Consider the following 22003-nt stretch of genomic DNA (forward strand, 5'->3'; position numbering starts at 1 on the left):
CTGCTTGCTAGTTTGACGACAAAATAAGATTCTGGTCATCCAGCATTTTTTGAATAATATCGGCCTCTGAAACACCCGTTGCATCCCCGCCATACAAGTCGTTCAACGTGGTGTTTTCGAGCACGATTTTATGTCTCACCAGACCTTCATTTGGCCTTAAATCGATACGTAGGTCGGTGCCGTCCTCAACTAAGTCGAGTTGTTTCTCAGCATCAACGGCATTAGTGGCAGACAAAATACGGCTAAGATCGATACTGTCGCTGTTGGCGCTAACATCAAAATCCGTAATAGTGTCCGTGTGCGCTAAAATGCCAATATCTTGACTAGTGAATGCAAACGTATCGGCACCTAGACCGCCAGTCATGGTGTCATCACCGCTGCCGCTGGAAATATAATCTCGCTGGTAGTTTCCGTTTAGCGTTTGGTCTCCTTCGGCATACCACTCAACATCTATTGTCTCTACCGCGCCATCAGCAGTATTACCGTCGAGCTCTGCAGACGGCTTTAGAACTAAGGTAAAATTATGATCATTTTGAAGGTCGCTATTGGCTTTAATCGCCAAGTCAGCAATATCCTCTTGAGAGACTTGCCAATCATCGCCCACTCGCTGCCCGGCAGTAAGCTCAACCTCATCTGGCAGCCCTTCTATGGTTAGCATACCAAGCTCATCGGCCGCTGGATTTACTAGGCTAAGACTCAGCCTAAAGGTGCATCACTGCTCGCTTCAGACAGAATATTGTCATGAGTTAAATCTAAAATTGGGGCATCCGGCTCTGGGGTGATTTTTAGTCGGATAGTCTCTTGTTTAACCGGGCCAAAATCGCCTTTGTTAGAACCGAGTACAGTGGCAGTATCTCTTGCATCAGCACGAATAGTGAGGTCAATATCGCCAAAGGCATCGCCTGCAAACAGCTCTATACTATTGATTGAACTTGCCGCTACGATGATGGCGGCGGTTGCACTGTCACCAACTTGAACAAATCGAGCCGTTTTACCATCAATTCGAATACTGGCGATATCATCGATTGAGCTGGCGTCATTAACCGCTTTTGCTGTTATCAATAGCGCGATAGACTCATCGCTATTTGTCTCTTGTGAAACGATATCAATGGGGATATCGATAACCGCATCTTCGTCTCCGTTTACTTTATCTGGAACGTTAAAGAACTCGATCTCATCGGCTATCGGATTCACGCCCAAAGTAAATACTGACTCTGTAATCCGAGTATCACCGGTTGCAAGCTCTTGAGTGATGGCTTTAAGTGTTAGCGGAATATCGCCACTAAAATCGAGTGGCGGTAAAATAAACGTATTGTCGAGTTGACTTGTCTCTAACTGCCATTCGTACGTTGGCTTGCCATTAAAACTGCCGCCATCTAGGCCGTTGTTTGGCACGAGCTCAAAGCTTGCCCCACTTGAACCACAACCACTGCCCCTTCAGGAACGCCGGATAGACTGAGTGACATGTTCTCCGAGCCATCTTGGTCAATCAGTTCTGCATCAAGGCTAGCGAGTGAAATGTACGTATCTTCGTCACCTGCAAAGTCCGCAGAGACAAGGTTGGCGGGATCCACAATCGGATTGATTTCGATGACCTTGGTCACGACTTTGGTTTGGGTGTCCGTTTCTGCTAAACAATCTGTTTTGTCGGTAATGTTTACTTCGGCGGTTAGGGTTATTTGGCCGCTAAAATGGGTAGGAGGCGTGAGTACTACATCAGATAAACGCGTCACATCCGTCACAGTCCAAGAGCCATCGCCGTTGTCGGTTAACCAGCTTGGATCGCCAGACAGTGTTGCTCCGTCAGATACTCGAATGGTAAAGGCGTTGACCGTCTCTTTACCTGTCGCCGATTCCCCTTCCCCAATGACAGTTTGACTGCCATCAAGCTTAATCGAATCACCAAGCACCAACTGTAAATCAAGATCAGACGCCACATCCTCATCAATACGGCTGAATGCCGTTGACAGAATAATGTCATCGACGATTGGACGAATTGCAATGCTCACTGTCTGCGTCGTCGTTAAGCTAGAGCCGTTACAAGTCGAGGTTTCCGTCGTTTCAATATCAAAAGTAATACAACCAGCGAAATCTTCATCCAATCCCGTGACTTTAAGGTTGGCCAAACCTGATTGACTAATGGAATAGCCGATGATATCGCCATCGTTGTCAAACACAGCAATCACACCATCACCCTCAAGTTCAACGTCTTCAGGCAGTGAGTTTGATGGAATAAAGAACGAAATCTCGTTATCCGGATCGCTCGCAATATCCGGGTCAAGATATTGGCCTAAATCCAAGACTTCGCTACCTTCATCAAATGTGATGTCCTCTTCAGATTCAATCTCTCCAGGAGGACCAACCGGATCACAAGGCGTGCCGCCTCCACCGTGTCCAGTGATTTGAATTTGAAACTCCCCATCAATATATCGAGAGTCTTCTCCATCAATGACCCTCGCTCGTACAACGATATCGAGAACCGGCGTATCTTGATTGCTGGATATGGTCACATTGTCGAGAATAAACGTCGCCACATCTTGCACGGTGTCACTGGTTAAGCCTGCTGCTGGTATAATCCAATTCCCATCTGGCGTTTGCTGTGCCTCATTAGTGCCACTCTTAACAACAATATCGTAGCCTTGAGGCACCTGAAGTAAGATGTAATCAAGATATTCGGAGCCATCGATGTCTTCTTCGATAAATCTAACAGCAGCGGACACATCAACCGGACGACCATCCTCACTGATAAAGACCTCAGATGACGTTTCGAGACGAGTGTCCCCCTCCACCTTCGCATCTACTACCACAGTGAGAGATCCGGAAATCATTTTAGTCGTAATTTCACCAAGTTCAGAAGTATCGGTCACTTCATAACGTACTGGAATGGTGAAGGTTCCACTTAAGTCCTCAGTGGCCTGCACGCTCAAACGGCCACTATTGAGGAGTGAATCTAAACTTGGCGTGGTGCTATCAAGTAATCCTTCGAGATCCAGACCCGTTGTCGGTACCGAAATCGGGAAGCCATCAAAAAGTAAAGTAAGATCACTTGGTAGTGGGTCAATAAAGTAGCCTGTCAGCGTTTCACTACCATCACTATCGCCACTGATCCTAGGCTCTAAATCCAGCGCGATTTGCCTATCTTCAAGACCTGTTGTCACCACAGTGACGCCATCGCTTTGGTCAACCTCTGGCAATAAGTCAATTTGCACCGTGTAGTCGAATGTACCGCTATCACCATCGGGCTCAGTCGAGACCACACTGGCATCAAAGGTAATGCGACCGCTGAAGTCTGATTTTGGTTTGACAAACAGCGTGGCTAAGTCAGCATTACTGACCTGATAAACTGGACCCGTTGTCGGATCTAAATCCGCTATCGTCAACGCTACAATTTGACCACTACTGTCAACAATCGAAATGTCGTCAGGTAGATTGGTAATAAGGATATTGAGTGACTCTGAACCATCATCATCAGAGGTGACAAACAAGAAGTCGAGTGGCACCAACCCATCTTCGTAAAACGACGCCGCGGTTTCTATGGTTTTATTGGCTGCATCATACTGCCAATGACCATTGCCGCCATCCTGAGCGATGGGTTCATCTACCACCCCTTTTAAAGTAATGTTGATGGTTTTCTCTGCGCTGCTAGCTTCTTGGTTCACTGGCATTAAACCATCTATCGTCGACTCAACAGAAACCGCAGACACTGTAATAAACAAGCTCTCAGTCACGGAGCTAATATCGGCTTTTGGTGTTAGGAGGCTGTGCCATTAGCTATCGCGTCGGATTCAACCCGATAAGTGTTGACTCCAGTTTGCACAAAACCCGTTCCTGTAAATGACCAACCATCTTGCACTTCAATGTCATAAAACAACGACTCCGAGCCATCGGTATCCGTTAAGCTGCCAAATATCGCGTCACTCAAATCGATGTTGACGTCTTCAAGCCCACGAATGTCACGAACCGACAGTTCTGGCGTATCGGCATCAGGCGACACTTTGATGACGATAGGCGTGCTAATATCGGCCGTTTTATCAGAGCTTTGCGCAAAATCACTGCCCTTTTCGGTCGCGATGGCCTTAAGGTCGAAACGAAACTCTCCTGCAAGGTTTTTCTTCACAGTGACCATCATTTGGTCAAGTTGGTTTTGCGTATAGGATTTGCCTTCGACAATATGGTTACCATTGAGCTTAATGGTAATGCCGCTCGGTATATTGGTGATTTGGTAGCTCAGTGATTCAGAGCTGTCTGTATCGGTCAACAACGCATCAATATCTAATGGGAAAGTACGACCTATATCTTCGGTCAAAGCGTATTCAAGCTGGGAGCTGCCCCACTCTGGTGTGTCGGCAACCGGGAGTACCGACACTTGTAACGTTTGATTATCAACTATCTCATCCGCAACGCCATTTCTGGCGATGGTCGCCCCAACACTTAGCGCCACCACATTTGCGGTAAGCGTGGTGTTCGACTCATTGAGTTTTGGTGAATAAGTGATAGGTAGAGCGGACACGAAATAATTTTGTCCTGGCTGCTGAATGATTTGCGCATCCGTCAAGGTAACGGTTCCACCAGCATCAGGAATGAGTTCCACACCGCCATAATACAAGCTTCCACCTTGCAAATTGGAAAGGGTGATTTCGGTAACGTTTTCCCCTTGGTCAAGGTCACCAACAAACACTTTGATATCGACGCTAGCCAGCTCATCTTCGCGAATTTCGGTGTTCTCGACACGGATAAAGCCGCCAATGTCGTCCAATATCAAGTTGGCAAAGTTAGACACCGTATCGCCATCACCGTCCGTGACGGTAAAACGAATCCGATCGTCAAGAGCGGGATCAGCATCGACATTGGCTATTGTGGTGATGGTGTAACTGCCGTCCGACTTTAACTCCAAAGTGCCGTATATTGAGTTGCTGTCGTTCTCGTTAGTCAAGTTGATGATGATAGGGTCACTGGTACTAAAATCGTAATCCACGCCTTCGTAACGAACCTCAGTAATCGAACCACCATCAACACCAATTCGGGTCGCACTCAGAAGGTTACCGCTAAAGCTGTCCCCTTCCGTGATTTCTAGCGTTTGTTCGGTACCTGACGTTGGAATATCATCCGTGACTTCGACCGTTAACATGGTAGGCGTTGAGGTATCGCCGTCTTTGTCGGTCGCAACCACAGGAAACTGTATATTGAGTAGGTTCGCGCTATCACCTGCTGGGTGGTCTAAAGGCTTAAACAGCAAAAACTCCGCAGAGCCATCGACATTCAAACGTAACCGAAAGACTTCTTGATTGGTGTTTTGTGTGGTACCAATAAACCAGCCATCAATGTTTCGCTCGGCCAAGACAATCGTTTCACCACCGCTTTGATAGTTACCAAAATCATTCACATTGATGTCAAAAGAGACGATTGAATCCGAACCACGAACAAAGTTCAGTGTATTCGATTGAATCACTTCCACTTCACCCGTTGTTTCAAGGTCGGCTTCGACCACTGAAAGAGGAATAGTGTCAATTGATGGATCGAGTCCGTCTAATATGGTCAAGGTTGAGTCTTGCTGAGTTTGCGTGCCATCAAAGTCTGTCACCACAATAGGCAGCGTGATAGAGAGCTCATCGACATCACCCGCACTGCCATGATCGATTTCTTTAAAAAGTCGCACGCCAATGTCTATCGACTGATTCGTAGAAGCAGAAATATCGATTTGAGCAGGCAAACCGATTCGAAATACCACCATGCCATTCTCATCGACGCCGTCATAGCTGTTGTCACCATTATTACGCCATAAAACATCCAGCCCGTTGCTCGTAATGGCGTTGCCAGAGCTATCAAGCACCTGGCTAGACCCTGTGATGGCGAGACCGATATCCACTAAGTCATCTTGTGCTGCGGTGATCAAAATACTGGCAGTATCTGAGTTACTTTCCGTTGTTGTCGATTTTTCTGGAAGCTCTGTCACTGTCAACGTTGAAGCTGTCAGTATTGCATTACCAGAATCAGACACACTTACATCGAGCGTCAATTTCGCTTCATCACCGTCTGAATCTCTCGCGGTCACAACAAAAGGGATTTCCAGTGGGTCGCTGGTATTATCAAGATTCTTTTGCAGAACAAAGGTATAAGGTACTTCTCCTCCTACAGCAGCACTGGGTTGTGAAAAACCAATTTGAAACACAGGCACTCTGTTATTACTTTCATCCAAGATGCTGCCGGTAAGAATCGCCCCTGTTGCATCAATGGTATAGGTGATAAGTTGACCATCGCTCCAAACCTGAGGCTGATCCGCAATATCAAAAAATAGTGACGCATTGAGGGAGATATTGGTATCCAGGTCATCTGCGCCAAGCTCCACGCTAAATCGCCCCATATCAACAGCCGGATTAGAAGCGAGCTCGGCTTCTGATACCGATGCGTTAGATATACTGGTCAGAATAGGATCAGAGCCATCAGCGATGATTAACGTAAACTCACCTTGCTCGAGCTCTGTGCCATCGGTATCTTTACCACCAATAAGCAGAGGCAGTTTTAACAAATCGTTCTTGTTGGGCTGATTAAGCGGCCGTTCTTGTACAATCGTCAACTTACCTGTCACAGAGGTCACATCCGACGGTGTCACCTGCCCCGACAAGCTCAGAGTAAACACTGTGGTGCCATTAACAGATGCCGTCACGGTATTGCCAGCATCATTAAGCTGGTATGTGAGAGGAACCAGACTCGCACCGCTGGTTAGCCCTAAACTATCGAGCTCGTTAAGTGTAGAAGTGGAGAAATAGAGACTGTCTGGATCGGGATTGTCAGACCCTGGTGATACTAAGAAGGTGGTTTCAAACGTTTGTGGACTTTGACTGCTGTCGGGCTCGGTATATTGATAGTTGCTTGATTCGATACTCCCGGCCTCGCCATCATCGATAAATATGGTCGCGGTTCCTTGCCCAAAATCATTCTCTTGATCACCTGCGACATAGTCAAAGCTAACGGTCTGTCTTCCAGCAGAGTTATCTAGATTTCGGTTGGCCGAAAAGTTGTAGTGACCATTAGCAAATAGGCTCAGCTCGCCTTCGGGTAGAGAAATCAAAGTAGGCGTGCTACCTGACACTGAGTATTCCGTGCCATCGATAATCACCCTAGAAACAATCAATGGGCCATCAAGGTCAATATCATTGTTCAGCACATTGCCAGACTTTACTTCGCCTTCGGTCATGAAGGCAAAATCATCAAAAATAAGCGGTTCAATATCAGCAATGTTGATGGGTAAGTGCCCGATAACAACTTCTGTGGTGCCATCAGCATCGGTTTGCGTACCCTGAATGAGAAGTGCCGTCTGTATCGAGTTTAGCTCTGGAGATTGGTCGATAACTTGCTTAAACGCCACATCAACTTGATCGCCGCTCAAACTTGCTTCAAAGACCACTTCACCATCGCTCCGAGTCCCAGTAACTCGATAATCAGATACCGAAACCGTGATTGAAAGGCCGTTAGATGTCAGCTCATCAACCAGCGACTGATCAGCAAAGAACACAAATTCAGCATCTTGAATTCTGACATCAGACTCTTTCTCTTGATTGCCTAAAATACCAATCACTGTGTCACTGAACGCCAGCGACTCAGGTAATACTATTGTAGGCATATCATCTATGGCAGAGTTACCTATCGCATTGGTAACGTTGGCGTCCAGAGTCCACTCAGCGGATAGATCCAAGCTAGAAACGTCTATATCACTGACTAGCCAGTCGCCGTTGGCATCCACGGCACTTTGAAATTCAAGTGTAGAGACACCATCACTGACGACGACAGTAACAGGAAGTCCTTCTTCAACAAGACTGGTTGTGCCTTGCAAGCTGGTTAATATGCCGCCGCGAAACGCGAGAATATTGAACCCTTGCAACGTATCGATATCGATAAACGGCTTGACGGTATTGATCAAAGACGTGTCTGTTGCCGTTGCAGGATTTCCTGCAATATCTGTTGTCGTCGCGGTGACAGATAGCTCACCATCTTCAAACCTTGATAAATCAACGTCTGGTATTGCCCAGCCGCCATTGACCACTGTTGTGGCGAGAGTTATCGGGTCACCTTGGTTTCCTGAAATAGTGATAGTAACACTTTGACCGTCTTCAACATTCGTCACTGTTCCCGACAATGTGGTGCCCGATATTTCAACTTCATTCACAATGCCGTCGACATCTTCAAACTGCACTGTGATTTCAGCTTGTGTGTCTTTGACAATGGTATCCGTGGCGACAGTCGGATTTCCGGCGATGTCTATAGTAGAGGCTTCAACCGTGAGAACGCCATCAGACAGCCCAGACACATCAAGATTGGATATGCTCCAAAGGCCAGATTCGGTCACAGACGCTGTTCCTGTAACCGTGCCACCAAGTTCATCCGTCACCACCCAATTGATGGTTTGCCCAGCTTCTACAAATTCAGTCGTGCCCGTGAATGCAGTATTGGGAGATTCCAGGGCATTGATAAACGAATCACCAAAGCCATTCCAATCTACGTTAATGTCCGCTTGCGTGTCTTTTAGCGTGTTATCGGTCGCTGTTGCAGTATTTCCAGCAAGATCTTGTGTGCTTGCTACGACCGACAACTCTCCTTCCGCAAAGCCTGATAGATCAATTGGCGATATTGACCAGTTCTCACCTTGCACTATGACAGATAGGTCTATTGAGTCACCATTACTATTGAAAACAGTAACGCTGATGGTCTGACCGTCTTCCACATTTGTTACCGTGCCAGACAAAGCTGTAATCGGTGCTTCGAACTGATTTAATACTCCGTCGACATCATCAAACTGTACTGTTATCGAAGCTTGCGTGTCTTTGACAATCGTATCAGTGGCGACCGCTGGGTTCCCTGCGACATCAATAGTGGAAGCGTCGACTGTAAGGACACCATCAGCAAGCCCTGCTACATCCAGGTCAGAGATACTCCAGAGACCCGCTTCCGTCACCAAAGCGGTTCCAGTAACTGTGTCACCTAGTTGATCGGTGACCACCCAACTGATGGTTTGTCCTGACTCTACAAACTCAGTGCTGCCAGTAAATGCAGTAATGGGAGACTCCACAGCATTAATGTAATCATCACCAAAGCCATTCCAATCAACCGAGATATTCGCCAACGTATCTTTAGTAATTGTATCGGTTGCAGTGGCTGGGTTTCCCGCTTTATCTTGAGTTGAAACCTCCACTCTGAGCACTCCGTCAGCGAGCCCCGAGACATCAAAGTTGGAAATACTCCATAGACCCGACTCTGTCGCAGATGAAACGCCAGTTATAGTGGTACCCAGTTCGTCAGTAACTACCCAATTGATGCTTTGACCCGGTTCTACAAATTCAGTACTACCGGTAAAAACGGCCGTGGTAGACTCGGCTGCATTTATAAATTCATCGTCAAAGCCATTCCAATCTACGTTAATGTTTGCTTGCGTATCTTTAATCGTATCATCGAATGCTGTTGCCCTATTTCCCGCAATGTCTTGCGTGCTTGCAACTACCGATAGTTCGCCCTCTGCAAAGTCAGACAAGTCAATTGACGATATTGACCAGTTAGTCCCTTGAATTGTTGTAGATAGATTTGATGAGTTACCAAGACTATCTGAGATCATGACGTTAATTATCTGACCATCTTCGACATTAGCAACGGTTCCAGAGACCGAAATGGCAGGCGACTCAAATTGATTAAATACGCCATCAACATCCTCAAACTGCACTGTGATTTCAGCTTGCGTGTCTTTGACAATGGTATCTGCCGCCGAAGCAGGGTTGCCCGCGATATCTAGGGTTGTTGCTTCGACGTTGAGTACGCCATCAGAAAGTCTAATGACATCAAGATTGGATATGCTCCAAAGGCCAGATTCGGTCACAGACGCTGTTCCTGTTACCGTGCCACCAAGTTCATCCGTCACCACCCAATTGATGGTTTGCCCGGGTTCTACAAACTCAGTGCTGCCAGTAAATGCTGCGTTGGGTGATTCAGCCGCATTAACAAAATCATCTCCAAACCCGTCCAACTCAACGCTAATAGTGGCTAGCGTGTCTTTAATCGTCGTATCTTGAGCGGTAATGCTGTTACCAAAATCATCAGAAATAATGGCATCAACTGTCAAAGGGCCTTCAACTAGAGAAGAAAGATCAACATCAGACACCGAATAGGCTTGATTGCTTGTGATGGATTGCAACTGAATGGTATTGCCATCCTGGTCGGTAACCGTGATAAACACAACACGCCCATCACGTACATCCGTTGCTGTGCCTTGGATAACGACACTAGGGACTTCAAACTGGTTTTCATAGCCGTCACCGCCGTCTAGGATGTCGACCGTTAATTTAGCTTGATCCGATAGGATATCCAGTGAGGCTTGCTCTGGGTTTCGCTCTTCGTCTTGCTCCGAGCTTGGCCGCGTATCAAACCCAGCGCGCGCTATTGTCTCATCTAGCGTGGCTTTAATTGAAACGACAAACCCGGCACTATCGCTACTCTCCCCAGAGCTGAGGTCAACTTGACCCTGCTGGTTGGTGATGTTACTTGTAAGGTCGTTAAGCGTTTCGGACAGTGCTTTTTCAATTGCGCTAATTTGCTCTGAGGATAGCGAGCCTTCATCACCCAGCTCAACAATGGGTTGATTAACGATTTGGATCCCTTCCAACAATGGCTCATCGGGCGCAACACGCTCCCATGTCCCATTGGGGAACACCTTCCAAACCACATCACCCATCTGAACATAAAGCACTGGCACCATCTTTGGTCTCCGCTCGATACTAAGTGTTTCATATAAAGATAGTATTTACAGAACGGAGCGTTGTGAAAAATGCCATTTAAATAGCAGAAAAATCCCGCCGTTTTCAACGTGAGACAAAACGTGAGACAAAAAGCACTCAATCCGCAACAATTAAAATCGATTCGAGTGCCCTTAATGATTACTTGGTTTGATGCCCAGTTTTCTTCGCAAACTTTTGCATCGCCTCAGCAAACGTAGTGGTTCCACCTTTAGCTTGAACTTGCATTACCTTATATCCCAGTTCTTCCAACGCTCGGCGTTCGGCCAAAACCGCTTTGTCATCTTGCTGACTGCCTTTGGCTGGCTGATGAATGTAACAGCCTTCTAGTGGCCCGTCTTCGACAAGTTGGTGGTGTTTCAGTGTATTAATATCAAAATTCATAGACCGTCTTTCTACTTAGATAAATAGCATTTTTTCATAAGGTTACATACGCTTTAAAGGCTTAACCACACTATCCAGCCCTTCAATCTTTAGCGCTAGGCAGAGTTTCAATAAATCACCCAACTCGCCATTGGGGAAGCCTTTTTTATCGAACCAAAGCAAATACTCTTCCGGTAGGTCAATCAGCACTCGCCCGGCGTACTTACCAAAAGGCATTTGCATACGGGCGAGTTTTATTAAGTTTTCTTTCTGAAGCATGTCTGTTTCCGTTTTCTCTTGGCGTAATCGTCTCTATAAAAAAGGCCTAGCCGTAAAAAATAGCCAGCCAAATCGTGACGGCATCAGGAGAGGTGGATTTAACACGGTGTTTAATGTGCGCAGGAATGTTCACATAGTCACCAACATTAAGCGTCAGCATAGTACCATCTTGATACTCAATAATCCCCTGACCTTGCAACACCATGACCCACTCGCTTTGCTCTTGATCGTACCAGTCTCCGTCTGGGGTAAAATGCCCATCAGAAAGAATGCGCTCTATTCGCAGGTTTTCAGTGGTGAGGAGATCCTCGAATATCTCTTCGGGTAGTTGAGATGGAATTTGCCTGAACATGTTTCCAGCCTGCATGTCTTACTCCTAGCGCATCACTTAGTTCTGTGATGTCAAAATCTGAGATGGAATTGGGACAGTATACTTGAAGCAGAACAAATTCTCATAAACCAAACAGGATGGCTCGCTGCCATGTTCACGCCTTTATCCGACGGATTAAACGGCACAACTCTCATATTTTTGTAAATAAACTAAAAGTTGGAACACTTAATGCAAGACATATCACAGTTTTAGTTTGATAGCCGTCATGTGAAGACGCTAAGTACATTTCAAGGAGAGAAATATGATGTTGGAAACCTTTGTAGAGTCTATCGAAGCTCACACCGCACTGGAAGACATTACCATTCGTTCTGTTTTTGGAGGAAAAGGGGTGCTTTCTGGTGGGATCATGTTTGCACTAATAAAGGGCAACGATATCTACCTTAGGGCAAGCAGTTCAAGTTTGAAGGAAGAGTTTAAGGCACTAGGATGCATTCCCTATGAGTTTAACTGGCGCGCCCATTCTCGTAATTATCCCAGCCTATCGAACTACTACTCACTGCCTGAAACCGTCGCGCATAGTCAAAAGCAAGTGGCGACCCTGTGCGAAGAGGTCTGGAGCGCGGGACTTAAAGAGAAAATACGCAAAGAGACCCCAACGCGAATCAAGGATCTTCCAAACATGCAGTACAAAACCGAGCGTATGCTTCGCAAGGCGGGGATAAATTCTATTGACGAGCTAAGGGAACATGGCCCCGTCAATGCCTTCAAAGCGGTGTGTGTCAGCCAGGAGAAGCACCCAGGCGTTAACCTTCTGTTTTGTCTAGCGGGTGCATTGGAAGGTATACATTGGACTATTCTTCCCGAACCACAGCGTCAAACATTGACCCACCAAGCGGGCTGTGACTACCTAACACATTAACCGATATAAAAAACGCCCTGCTGTTTTCACAGCAGGGCAAACATCAATACAATGTTGGATGTGTGTGGTTAATTGAAGTGGACAGAACAACTAAACACGGAATTCATTAAACCACCCAAACACCTGCGTGAGTAGCGAAGATGTTTATCAAACCGTTTCGAGCTGATGTAAAACCGTGAAGCATTGTTTCCAAATGTGGCTGACAGGGCAAACTTTAGCCAAGTGAGTATTTCTCAATCAAAACCCCCACATTCCATCGCATCATTTTTACGTTAGCGCCTAAGACTAGTTCTTTTGCTCTAATAGACAACCTTAATTCAAATCTTTTCCTTATTCAGCCACAAAATAGCCAGCGCTCAAGTTTTAGACACCAATTCATATAACCATCAATAAGGCCTTCATACTTCCAATATTCACTATGGTTGCCTTATTTTCCCTAGTGACCCAACGCGCAACACACTATAGACTCCGCGCCCAAACTTCTTACATACACCCTATGAGAACAAATCATGAATCAAGTATTCAACTCAGCGCACATGACTAAAACGCTTATGCTAACGATCTGGATCGTAGCTGGCACTGTTATCCTTCAGAAACTAGGTATCCACGACAAGTGGCCTGCTTTCCTAGCGCTTATTTTCTTCTTTGAAGCGAAATTCGACCTATCTAAGCTTAAGAACATCTTTGCTGCGGGTATCGTTGGTATCGCGATGGGTATGTTGATCCCAGCCACACTCGGCGCGCTAGCTCCAGTCGTTGGTGGTGAGAACGCATTTTACATTTACGTTGCGGGCGTAGTACTTGTCACGATCGGCATGGGCCCTATCGCTCACTTTGCATTCAGCTACATCACATTCGCATACGTAGTAATGTGTATTCTTCACAAAGATCACGTTGTTGAGCACGGTTTCTCTTGGATGGCAGTTGCACTTCTTGGTGGTGCTATGTACATCGCTGGCGTGACTGCTATCGCTAAATTTCTTGAAAAGCGTGCCCTAACGGCACAGCAAGCTTAATGACTCCATTAAGCAGCAGCGACTAAGCACAAATAACAAAACCCCGCAAAGCGAACGCAATTGCGGGGTTTTCATATTCATTTAGTTGGTATTAAAGTCTAAAGAACGCGCTCCACTTCACCCGTGGCCAACTCAAAGCCCTCTTCTTCCTCAACCCAACATTCGACCATCTGACCTTCTAATTCGAGCTTGTCACAGTCCTCAAGAACACCAAAACGCCCATTGGTTAGCATTACGACTACATCCATGTCTTTCTCCTGATTTTTGGGTCTGCTTACATACCACCTTAGCTACTCAATCGATCACAATCAACCCTTTAAGACTAAAGTATAATTACCATTATCAACTTTGAGACGCTTTGAATTTTCGCTGATAATTCTGGGACTTACATAATAATATCAACGGGTATTCGCCGCCTTCCGAAGGGCTTAGAGTTCGCGGCGAAACGCCCGGCAATTTGAGTGTCGCAATGACTACACCGACCTGTATCAGTAAGTGCCCAAGTTCCTAACTCATACCAATTCCGGCTCAGTACTTTATGCCCGCAGTTTGGGCAATAGGTGCTGCTGCACTGCTCATTATGGACATTGCCGACATACACATAATTTAACCCATTTCGACGTGCAATATGTCTCGCCATCACAAGCCTGTTTGAAGGTGTTCGAGGCGTTTCCATCATTTTAAAATCAGGGTGAAAAGCGCTGAAATGGAGTGGAACATCACGCCCCAAGTGCTCGACAATCCACTGAGTCATTTGATCGATTTCGCGCTCACTATCATTTTCACCGGGGATCAAGAGCGTCGTCAGTTCAAACCACACGGATGTCTCTTGATGCAAATATTTGAGTGTGTCCAATACAGGCGCGAGCGCTCCACCACAAACCTTTTTGTAGAAACGTTCTGAAAACGCTTTTAGGTCAATATTGGCCGCATCCATTACTGAGAAAAACTGCTCTCTCGGTTTTTCATTGATATACCCAGCAGACACGGCAACGGTGTGGATATTCGCTTCACGACATGCCATCGCGGTTTCTACCGCGTATTCCAAAAAAATCACCGGGTCGTTGTAGGTAAACGCAATACTGTCACAATGATGAGCGTTAGCGGTGTTGGCAATCTGTTGAGGGGTCGCTTGTCGGCTAATGACTCCATTTGGCGAGATTTACTGATGTTCCAATTTTGGCAGAATTTGCATCCCAAATTGCATCCAGCGGTACCAAAAGAGAGTACTGAACTGCAGGATAAAAATGATTGAGTGGTTTTTTTTCAATCGGGTCAATACAAAATCCGCTGGAGCGGCCATAGGTGGTGAGTACAATTTCGCCTTGATGTGCTTGACGTACAAAGCAAGCACCGCGCTTTCCTTCTCTTAACGTGCAGTATCGCGGACATAAAGTACAACGGACACGTCCATCGGGTAACGTCTGCCAATACTTTGTCGGATACATGCTCCCAACGGTTCCCATCTCACACCTTAACCATTACATCGCTATTTCAGCCTGCACCTAGGCTTCACAAAATCTATACTCATTACAGTATAGAAGAGCCCTACAGGGAATATGGAGGCGACATGGAAGTACGACCAACCGCTGTCGCGGGTCGATTTTACTTTGCGGATGCTAATCAGCTGCATCAGCACGTCACGCAGTTGCTATCCCCGTATAACGAAGGTGCAATACTCGACGACAACCAAACATTATCAGGGCTGATTGTTCCTCATGCAGGGTATGTCTTCTCGGGCTCTACTGCCGCTGCGGCTTACAGCCTACTAAAGGATTCGAAAGATCAATTTAAGCGTGTACTCTTAGTGGGTCCGAATCATCGTGTTGCCTTCCGTGGTTGTGCGTTGCCGAAACATTGCAGCTTTTCTACTCCGCTCGGCAATATACCTCTCGACACTCAGGCGATAGAGCAGCTTGTTAACGATCCTAACTGTCACTACAACGATCATGCTCACGCTGAAGAGCACAGTCTCGAGGTGCAACTGCCATTTTTGCAGCGTTGCTTGTCCGATTTCGAGTTGATTCCCTTGTTAACAGGCACAGTCGATCCTATCGATATCGCGCACCTTATCGAACCTTACTGGGACGATACGACGCTCCTTGTCATTAGCTCAGATCTCAGCCATTTCCATCCCTACAAAGAGTGTAATGACATTGATACTAAAAGCTGCCAAAAAATCGAAGCTGGTACACCGCTAACAAGTAAAGAAGCATGTGGCTACCTTGGAATCAATGCAGCAAACACGCTAATAAAACAACAACGATACCAATTGCAACGACTGTCCCGCACCAATTCAGGAGACAGCCCCCATGGCGATAAAAACAGGGTGGTAGGCTATGTCAGCTACGCAATATCAAGATAAAACGCTAACCAATCAGGAACTGTCCAAATTACTCGATATGGTTGAAGTGACCGTGACCTGTTATTTAGCGGAAAAGCCTTTACCTAAGGTGAGACTTGACGATTATCCGAAAGCCATAGCAGAAAAAGGCGCGTGCTTTGTCAGTCTCCATGTCGACGGTCAACTTCAAGGCTGCATTGGAACGACTGTCCCGAAAGTGCCATTAGTTCTTGAGGTGATGCGCAAAGCTTGGGCGAGCTGCTGCCAGGACAAACGGTTTCTACCCTTCAAAAATCGCAGGTAGAGGGTTTGGAGATTGAGGTTTCAGTTCTAACGGAACCTAAACCCCTCGATGTAGCGTCTGAATCCGCGCTCATTACTTATCTCACCAATAACAAATGTGGGCTCACGTTGTCTGACGGCAAAAAAGCCGCGCTTTTTCTTCCTCAGGTTTGGGAGCAACTACCAAGTCCTATTCATTTTCTGCAGCACCTCAAACAAAAAGCAGGCTGGCACCCTACCTATTGGCCAGAAGATATGACGGTAAAAGTATTCGACGTTCAAAAATTGAGCCGTAAGTACCGGAGAATGTAGACGATCTTACTGATTTTCTCGCCGCACTTTCAATCTGTGTGCTATTTAAATCTTTGGTGGTATGATTCGCGCTCACAACAGGAGTTGAGTGAACTTTTTAAACTGGTACAGCGAACAGTGGATGTCGCGGTTGCCACACCATGAGAGTACTTATGTTTGAAGATCTCGTTGTTGTTGTCGATAGATTTGGAAACCCAATTGGAACCGAAGACAAATTAGATGCACACAGAATGGGCTTTCGTCACCTAGCCTTTTCGGTCATGTTGTATCGCTATCGTGATGGTGAACTTGAGTTCCTAATGCAAAAACGTGCGTCAAACAAGTATCACAGCGGTGGACTTTGGAGTAACACCTGCTGCTCTCATCCTAGACCCGACGAAGACATCATTCATGCTTCAAAACGTCGTCTAGACGAAGAGCTCGGTATCCAAGACGCGTTAACATTTACCGATATCGGTACCATTAGTTATCTCGCCAAGTTCGACAATGGCTGACAGAAAACGAGTTGGATCATATTGTGATTGCACAAAGCAACGATGTCACACTTGATATCAACCCCGCGAGGCAGAGACGTGTGAATGGCAAGCGTTCAGTGCGATTGAACAAGCAATGATCGCTCAGCCGCAAGCCTATACCGCTTGGTTTAAACTGGTGTTCAATAAAGTCACGGCTCACCTCAACAACTGATCATTACACATCCGTTATCTAGAGAATCGGCACTAACTCGCGAACTTTAGTGTCGATTCGCTGCTTCAATTTACAATGTAAAACAAGAACAGTATTGGCTTTCAAGAGAAGCCGCGTGCAGCTTTAACCTCGCAAAATGGCAAATAGCTGCTCGCAACGCAATAACCCTTGTATTTGCCCTGTTTGCACCAAATTGAGACATCAACAGAGGCTGAGCACAACAAGCGTGCAACAGATCAAACTCCATCCCTTTTTTGGTGCAATTACCCCATTATCAACTATGCTCTTCATTGATATTCAGTACCTTAGCCTCTGGCGCGTTTCTTGAAAGGTAAAAGATTAGACCTACTCTAATTGCACAATTTCAGGGAGAAATAAGATGCAAGACGTTCTTACCATCGTCCTAGCGGGCGGCATGGGCTCACGGTTAAGCCCCCTAACCGATGACAGAGCCAAGCCAGCAGTACCTTTTGGCGGAAAATATCGGATCATCGACTTCACGCTAACCAACTGTTTGCACTCAGGCCTGCGTCAAATATTGGTTCTGACCCAGTACAAATCCCACTCTTTACACAAACATATCCGAGATGGTTGGTCCATCTTCAACCCAGAACTCAAAGAATACATTACTGTGGTCCCCCACAGATGAGAAAAGGTGGCGCTTGGTACGAAGGGACTGCAGATGCGATTTATCACAATATGTGGCTACTGTCGCGAAGTGAAGCTAAGCATGTCGTGGTGTTATCGGGCGATCATATCTATCGCATGGATTACGAAGCCATGGTTCAAGAGCACAAAGACAGCGGAGCAAAACTCACCGTAGCGTGTATGGACGTGCCTCGAGAAGAGGCGACGGCCTTTGGTGTAATGGCCACCAACGAGCAAAAGCAAGTGACCGACTTTTACGAAAAACCGAGCGATCCTGCCTCCATGCCAGACGATCCAAATCGCTCTTTGGTTTCCATGGGTATCTATGTGTTTGAAATGGAAGCGCTGCAACAAGCATTAGAGCAAGATGCGGAGCTCGATACTTCCAGTCACGACTTTGGTAAAGACATCATCCCTAAGCTTATCGACTCACAAGGCGTCTATGCCTACAACTTTGGAGATGACAAAGGACGTGTCGCACGAGATTGCTACTGGCGCGATGTTGGCACCATCGATTCCTTTTATGAAGCAAACATGGATTTACTAGAACCTGTTCCTCCAATGAACTTGTATCAAGAAAACTGGGGAATTCGCACCTACGAGCCTCAGCTTCCACCAGCACGCACGGTTCCTTCGGCAACGGGTAACGAAGGAATTTTTATTAACTCTATCATCGCCAATGGCGTGGTGAACTCTGGCGGCTCTGTGCACCATTCCATCTTGTCGTCCAATGTTCGTATCAATGATGGTGCGACCATTGCCGATAGCATCTTATTTGGCGATGTCACGGTGGGAGAAGGCTGTCAGTTGGTCAACTGTATCGTCGATAAACACGTCAACATTCCTGATGGCACCGTGATAGGCGTAAATCCAACTGAGGATGCTAAGCGCTTTCATATCTCTGAGAAAGGTATTGTAGTGATCCCTGAGGGTTATATTTTCGAATAGTTAAACCAAACGTTTCTCCTTGAATGCAAACCAACGACAAAACCGAAAATAGCCGCTCTCCCCCGAGCGGCTATTTGTTTTCATTCGTGTTCATTACTCTAGCACACTAGATAACACACACTTTTTCCCAGCTACCATCACTGCCTGGTACCGAGTTCGTCCACCACTTGGCTTTATAAACAACGCCTTGGTAACTCATTTTGTCGCCACCATTGGCGTGACTTGGCTTGCCTTCCCAGTCTAGATTAGGGAAATTCGGGTATTCGTTGACACCTGTTAGGCTACAAGTATCACTGCCACCACCGCCAGTTCCGCCACCGTTACCCCCACCTGCATTCAAATCCGCAAGCGGTAGATTCGGCTGCTCAAAGGCAAAGGCATAGTCAACGCCATTGACGTTTACGGTGTAATTTGCAGGGCCAGAAATCGGTAAGTAGTACACCATATCTAGCTCGTAGGTCGCACCAGCCGCTAGATTCTTCCAGCTTGGTAAACTGAACGCCACTCGATGCATTGGTCCATCAAGGCCACCAATATTGTTGGCTCTCGTGTGACCCGAAGCGATCACCTTCAAACCACCACCCGATTGGTCTTTCGCGTTATCGGGCGCTGAAACAGGGATATCAAACTGGAACTCTGTACCACCAGGAAGATCGCTGCCTGTGTTGTTGGTAAAGGTCACTTTCGGGTTAATTGGATAGTTTTGATCACCGACTTTAAAGCCACTGATTGAAACCGTAATGTCCACCGCTTTTTCAGGCACCGCTCCTGTTGCCACTTTGTTGCCATAGGGCGTCGCACTCAAGAACTTGTCGTACATGGCCTTGGTCATGCTGTTACCCATGTGGTACTCACCATTTCCCGTTGCACACGCACTCTCCGTTAAATCAACCGCACCACGATTACCATTGGCATCAAGAACGTAACAGTTATAGTCCCCCGCTAGCTCCCAAAACATGATGCCACCAATTTCCTTGTCGATGACGTACTGCGCTTTGGTATTAATGGAATCGACATCTTCAGTGGAGAGGAAAACGTTTTTTTCTGCATTCCATAACCAAGGAGCCACAGCAACGCTGTCGTAGTGACGCGTATAGGTACCAACAAACTTATCGGTCGGGTCATTGACAGGGTCTAAGCCATAAGCCGCAGCGTAAGAACCCCAAATGCCTTTTTCCAAGTTTTTAGCATGCCACATCGGGTTTGAGCCTGCACCCATCTCATTACCATTGGCATCTTTGTCATGCCACATGTTATCGATACCCAGTGCGCCATAACCACAATTGTTCTTCTCACCTTCACCCGTGCCTGCTGGACACTCTGATTGATTTGGTAACGGCGCTCTGCCCCACAGACCATTAGTGCCACCGGTCACATTCTTCCAACCGCGCGTATAGTAAGGAACACCAATATTGATTCGACCCGCTGGCATCGAGCCTCGGAAATAATGGTACGCCCAATCCGTGTTCAGATAACCAATCCCACCATACGCGGCAGTGCCATAAACATTCCACATCGCAAGTTCGGAATCTTTACCCGTATCATAGAGCGCGGCGTTGTGACCCACGTGATCGTTCCAAGCACCGTGCAAGTCATAGGTCATGATATTCACGTAATCGAGATACTGATTAACGGACATGGTTTCCATACCACGTAGCAAATAGCCCGATGAAGGCGCTGCGATTGTCAGCATGTAATGCACACCATCTTGCGCACTGGCCGCATCTAGCTTCTCGCGCAGCACCTTCATTAGGACTTCGTAAGACTTCCACAAATGGGGGCGTCTGGATTCGGCAAAGGCCTTATCATCTGGGTTACCTGCTCCAGACATCGAAGTTGGGTATTCGTAATCAATGTCTAAACCATCAAATTGATAGTTTCGCATCATTTCAACGGCAGAGTTGGCAAACGTCTCGATCCCTTGGGTGTTTACAGATCCATCGGCGTTGGTCGTCATCGTATAGAAGCCGCCGTCGGCGATTCGCTTGCCATCTGGACCAAAGTGTCCGCCGGTTTCAGCCCAGCCACCAATGGAAATAAGCGTTTTTACACCGTGTTTCTTTTTGGCCGTTGCTAATGCGCCAAAGTGTCCTTTAAAGCCAAGAGTGGGATCGATTTCCACCCCTGGCCATTCTTTATTAACGGCGACGTTGGTCGGATCGTTGACATCACCAACATTCACCTTGCCATCAGAGCCTATACTGACAAATGCATAGTTAATATGAGTGAGCTGCTCCCAAGGTATGTCATTCACAAGATAGGCAGCCTGAGGATCATCACCAGAACGCCAACTGGTGAAATAACCAATCACTCGTCTTGGGTGATCGGCGCCCATGATCTCCCGCCCCTCTGCATCGTAAATTGTACAGTAGGGGACTTGAACTCCTGGGGTTTGATAGAGACCATCAGGTCGACAGTCTGGCTGCGTAGTAGTGGCAGCTGACATTGGAGAGTAGATCGTCGCAGCGCAAATAGCAGCCAGTAAACTCAGTTTACTGCCAGTACTCACCAGCTCCTTCTGAATAGAATTTTCCATTGGTTTATTTTCCATTAAGCAGTGTTTAACACTTGATACTCGCACCCTACAGACCCATTCATCTAAAGAATGCATAACTAGCGACCGATTGATAAATCACAAATACTTTAGTTACCAAAAAAATAAAGTGGGCAAAAATTGCGCTTATTGAGATTTTTAATAGGATTTATTTAGAAATGTCTCGCAATAATTTGCCACTTAGATGTAAATGACTAGAACTTAATTTGCAGCAATAACCCAATTTTCCGACCGTGCAGAATGTTACAAAACATTTCATTTTCAGCGTTTCTTTCTAGGCAGAAGTACTGTTTTTGACTAATCAAAAAACCAAATCAGATTTTGTCGATCTATTTTCAACAAAATCGTCCTATAATGCTTTTATTACAGTCGGTTACATAGGATGGAAACCATGAAGTTAAAATCGCTTTTGGCGAGTGCTATCGCTGCTAGTTTGTTAGTCGGGTGTGGTGCCAACACAACCCAAGGGGCCGCAGAGGGCGCGGCTGTAGGCGCGGTATCAGCAGGTATGCTGGGGGCGCTAACCGATCTTATTGTCGATGGTG

14 protein-coding genes and 3 pseudogenes are annotated in these 22003 nt (G+C 46.5%); 6 read left to right on the forward strand and 11 right to left on the reverse strand.

What is annotated here, in order from left to right; translation table 11 throughout:
• Nucleotides 1-7: 7 nt before the first annotated feature.
• The 7 genes from TZ48_RS25470 to TZ48_RS19165 form a co-directional block, all read right to left on the reverse strand.
• Nucleotides 8-658, reverse strand: a complete 651-nt coding sequence (locus tag TZ48_RS25470; RefSeq protein ID WP_239670980.1) for a type I secretion C-terminal target domain-containing protein — start codon at nucleotides 656-658, stop codon at nucleotides 8-10.
• A 38-nt stretch (nucleotides 659-696) separates the two neighbouring features.
• Entirely contained in the window at nucleotides 697-1395 is a 699-nt protein-coding gene (locus TZ48_RS25475) for a hypothetical protein (protein ID WP_239670981.1), read from the reverse strand.
• Nucleotides 1377-3728 carry a hypothetical protein gene (locus tag TZ48_RS25480; RefSeq protein ID WP_239670982.1) on the reverse strand — a complete coding sequence of 784 codons (2352 nt, stop codon included), beginning with the start codon at nucleotides 3726-3728 and terminating at the stop codon, nucleotides 1377-1379. Before TZ48_RS25480 ends, TZ48_RS25475 begins: the two co-directional genes overlap by 19 nt.
• A gap of 23 nt (nucleotides 3729-3751) precedes the next feature.
• Nucleotides 3752-10738: a T1SS-143 repeat domain-containing protein gene (locus TZ48_RS19150; protein ID WP_239670983.1), complete on the reverse strand. Its 6987-nt coding sequence runs from the start codon at nucleotides 10736-10738 to the stop codon at nucleotides 3752-3754.
• A gap of 178 nt (nucleotides 10739-10916) precedes the next feature.
• Nucleotides 10917-11159: a hypothetical protein gene (locus tag TZ48_RS19155; protein ID WP_112480300.1), complete on the reverse strand. Its 243-nt coding sequence runs from the start codon at nucleotides 11157-11159 to the stop codon at nucleotides 10917-10919.
• 42 nt (nucleotides 11160-11201) lie between these two features.
• Nucleotides 11202-11417 (reverse strand): DUF3820 family protein, encoded by a 216-nt coding sequence (locus TZ48_RS19160; protein ID WP_112462835.1) that lies wholly within the window; start codon nucleotides 11415-11417, stop codon nucleotides 11202-11204.
• 46 nt (nucleotides 11418-11463) lie between these two features.
• A complete protein-coding gene (locus tag TZ48_RS19165; RefSeq protein ID WP_112480301.1) occupies nucleotides 11464-11784 on the reverse strand; it encodes a cupin domain-containing protein in 321 nt (106 codons plus the stop codon).
• A 265-nt stretch (nucleotides 11785-12049) separates the two neighbouring features.
• Here TZ48_RS19165 and TZ48_RS19170 point away from each other — a divergent pair, with 265 nt between their 5' ends.
• On the forward strand, nucleotides 12050-12667 hold the full coding sequence (locus TZ48_RS19170; protein WP_112480302.1) for a TfoX/Sxy family DNA transformation protein: 618 nt from the start codon (nucleotides 12050-12052) through the stop codon (nucleotides 12665-12667).
• A gap of 509 nt (nucleotides 12668-13176) precedes the next feature.
• On the forward strand, nucleotides 13177-13683 hold the full coding sequence (locus TZ48_RS19175) for a hypothetical protein (RefSeq protein ID WP_112462838.1): 507 nt from the start codon (nucleotides 13177-13179) through the stop codon (nucleotides 13681-13683).
• A 98-nt stretch (nucleotides 13684-13781) separates the two neighbouring features.
• Here TZ48_RS19175 and TZ48_RS25485 read toward each other — a convergent pair whose 3' ends face one another.
• From TZ48_RS25485 to TZ48_RS25490, 3 genes are all read right to left on the reverse strand, one after another.
• On the reverse strand, nucleotides 13782-13931 hold the full coding sequence (locus TZ48_RS25485; RefSeq protein WP_239670984.1) for a hypothetical protein: 150 nt from the start codon (nucleotides 13929-13931) through the stop codon (nucleotides 13782-13784).
• A 137-nt stretch (nucleotides 13932-14068) separates the two neighbouring features.
• Entirely contained in the window at nucleotides 14069-14845 is a 777-nt protein-coding gene (gene amrS, locus TZ48_RS19180; RefSeq protein WP_338062288.1) for an AmmeMemoRadiSam system radical SAM enzyme, read from the reverse strand.
• Nucleotides 14823-15131 (reverse strand): hypothetical protein, encoded by a 309-nt coding sequence (locus TZ48_RS25490; RefSeq protein ID WP_239670985.1) that lies wholly within the window; start codon nucleotides 15129-15131, stop codon nucleotides 14823-14825. Before TZ48_RS25490 ends, amrS begins: the two co-directional genes overlap by 23 nt.
• A 122-nt stretch (nucleotides 15132-15253) precedes the next feature.
• Here TZ48_RS25490 and amrB point away from each other — a divergent pair, with 122 nt between their 5' ends.
• From amrB to glgC, 4 genes and pseudogenes are all read left to right on the forward strand, one after another.
• Entirely contained in the window at nucleotides 15254-16048 is a 795-nt protein-coding gene (amrB, locus tag TZ48_RS19185; protein ID WP_112480303.1) for an AmmeMemoRadiSam system protein B, read from the forward strand.
• A gap of 37 nt (nucleotides 16049-16085) precedes the next feature.
• Nucleotides 16086-16621, forward strand: a pseudogene (gene amrA / locus TZ48_RS19190) (AmmeMemoRadiSam system protein A).
• A gap of 152 nt (nucleotides 16622-16773) precedes the next feature.
• A complete protein-coding gene (locus tag TZ48_RS19195; protein ID WP_162674664.1) occupies nucleotides 16774-17115 on the forward strand; it encodes an isopentenyl-diphosphate Delta-isomerase in 342 nt (113 codons plus the stop codon).
• A gap of 572 nt (nucleotides 17116-17687) precedes the next feature.
• Nucleotides 17688-18904, forward strand: a pseudogene (glgC, locus tag TZ48_RS19200) (glucose-1-phosphate adenylyltransferase).
• A gap of 106 nt (nucleotides 18905-19010) precedes the next feature.
• Here the strand turns inward: glgC and TZ48_RS19205 are convergent.
• Nucleotides 19011-21326 (reverse strand): annotated as a pseudogene (locus TZ48_RS19205) (chitinase C-terminal domain-containing protein); the annotation flags it as partial.
• Nucleotides 21327-22003: the final 677 nt, after the last annotated feature.

It is taken from the genome of Vibrio variabilis (assembly GCF_003263785.1).
GTDB classification, from domain to species: Bacteria; Pseudomonadota; Gammaproteobacteria; order Enterobacterales; family Vibrionaceae; genus Vibrio; species Vibrio variabilis.

Bases quoted from the DNA above. Each gene is read 5' to 3' on its own strand.
- TZ48_RS25470 (WP_239670980.1), bottom strand. From the start codon at position 658: ATGCTAACCATAGAAGGGCTGCCAGATGAGGTTGAGCTTACTGCCGGG.
- TZ48_RS19150 (WP_239670983.1), bottom strand. From the start codon at position 10,738: ATGGTGCCAGTGCTTTATGTTCAGATGGGTGATGTGGTTTGGAAGGTG.
- TZ48_RS19155 (WP_112480300.1), bottom strand. From the start codon at position 11,159: ATGAATTTTGATATTAATACACTGAAACACCACCAACTTGTCGAAGAC.
- TZ48_RS19160 (WP_112462835.1), bottom strand. From the start codon at position 11,417: ATGCTTCAGAAAGAAAACTTAATAAAACTCGCCCGTATGCAAATGCCT.
- TZ48_RS19165 (WP_112480301.1), bottom strand. From the start codon at position 11,784: ATGCAGGCTGGAAACATGTTCAGGCAAATTCCATCTCAACTACCCGAA.
- TZ48_RS19170 (WP_112480302.1), top strand. From the start codon at position 12,050: ATGATGTTGGAAACCTTTGTAGAGTCTATCGAAGCTCACACCGCACTG.
- TZ48_RS19175 (WP_112462838.1), top strand. From the start codon at position 13,177: ATGAATCAAGTATTCAACTCAGCGCACATGACTAAAACGCTTATGCTA.
- TZ48_RS25485 (WP_239670984.1), bottom strand. From the start codon at position 13,931: ATGGATGTAGTCGTAATGCTAACCAATGGGCGTTTTGGTGTTCTTGAG.
- TZ48_RS25490 (WP_239670985.1), bottom strand. From the start codon at position 15,131: ATGTATCCGACAAAGTATTGGCAGACGTTACCCGATGGACGTGTCCGT.
- amrB (WP_112480303.1), top strand. From the start codon at position 15,254: ATGGAAGTACGACCAACCGCTGTCGCGGGTCGATTTTACTTTGCGGAT.
- TZ48_RS19195 (WP_162674664.1), top strand. From the start codon at position 16,774: ATGTTTGAAGATCTCGTTGTTGTTGTCGATAGATTTGGAAACCCAATT.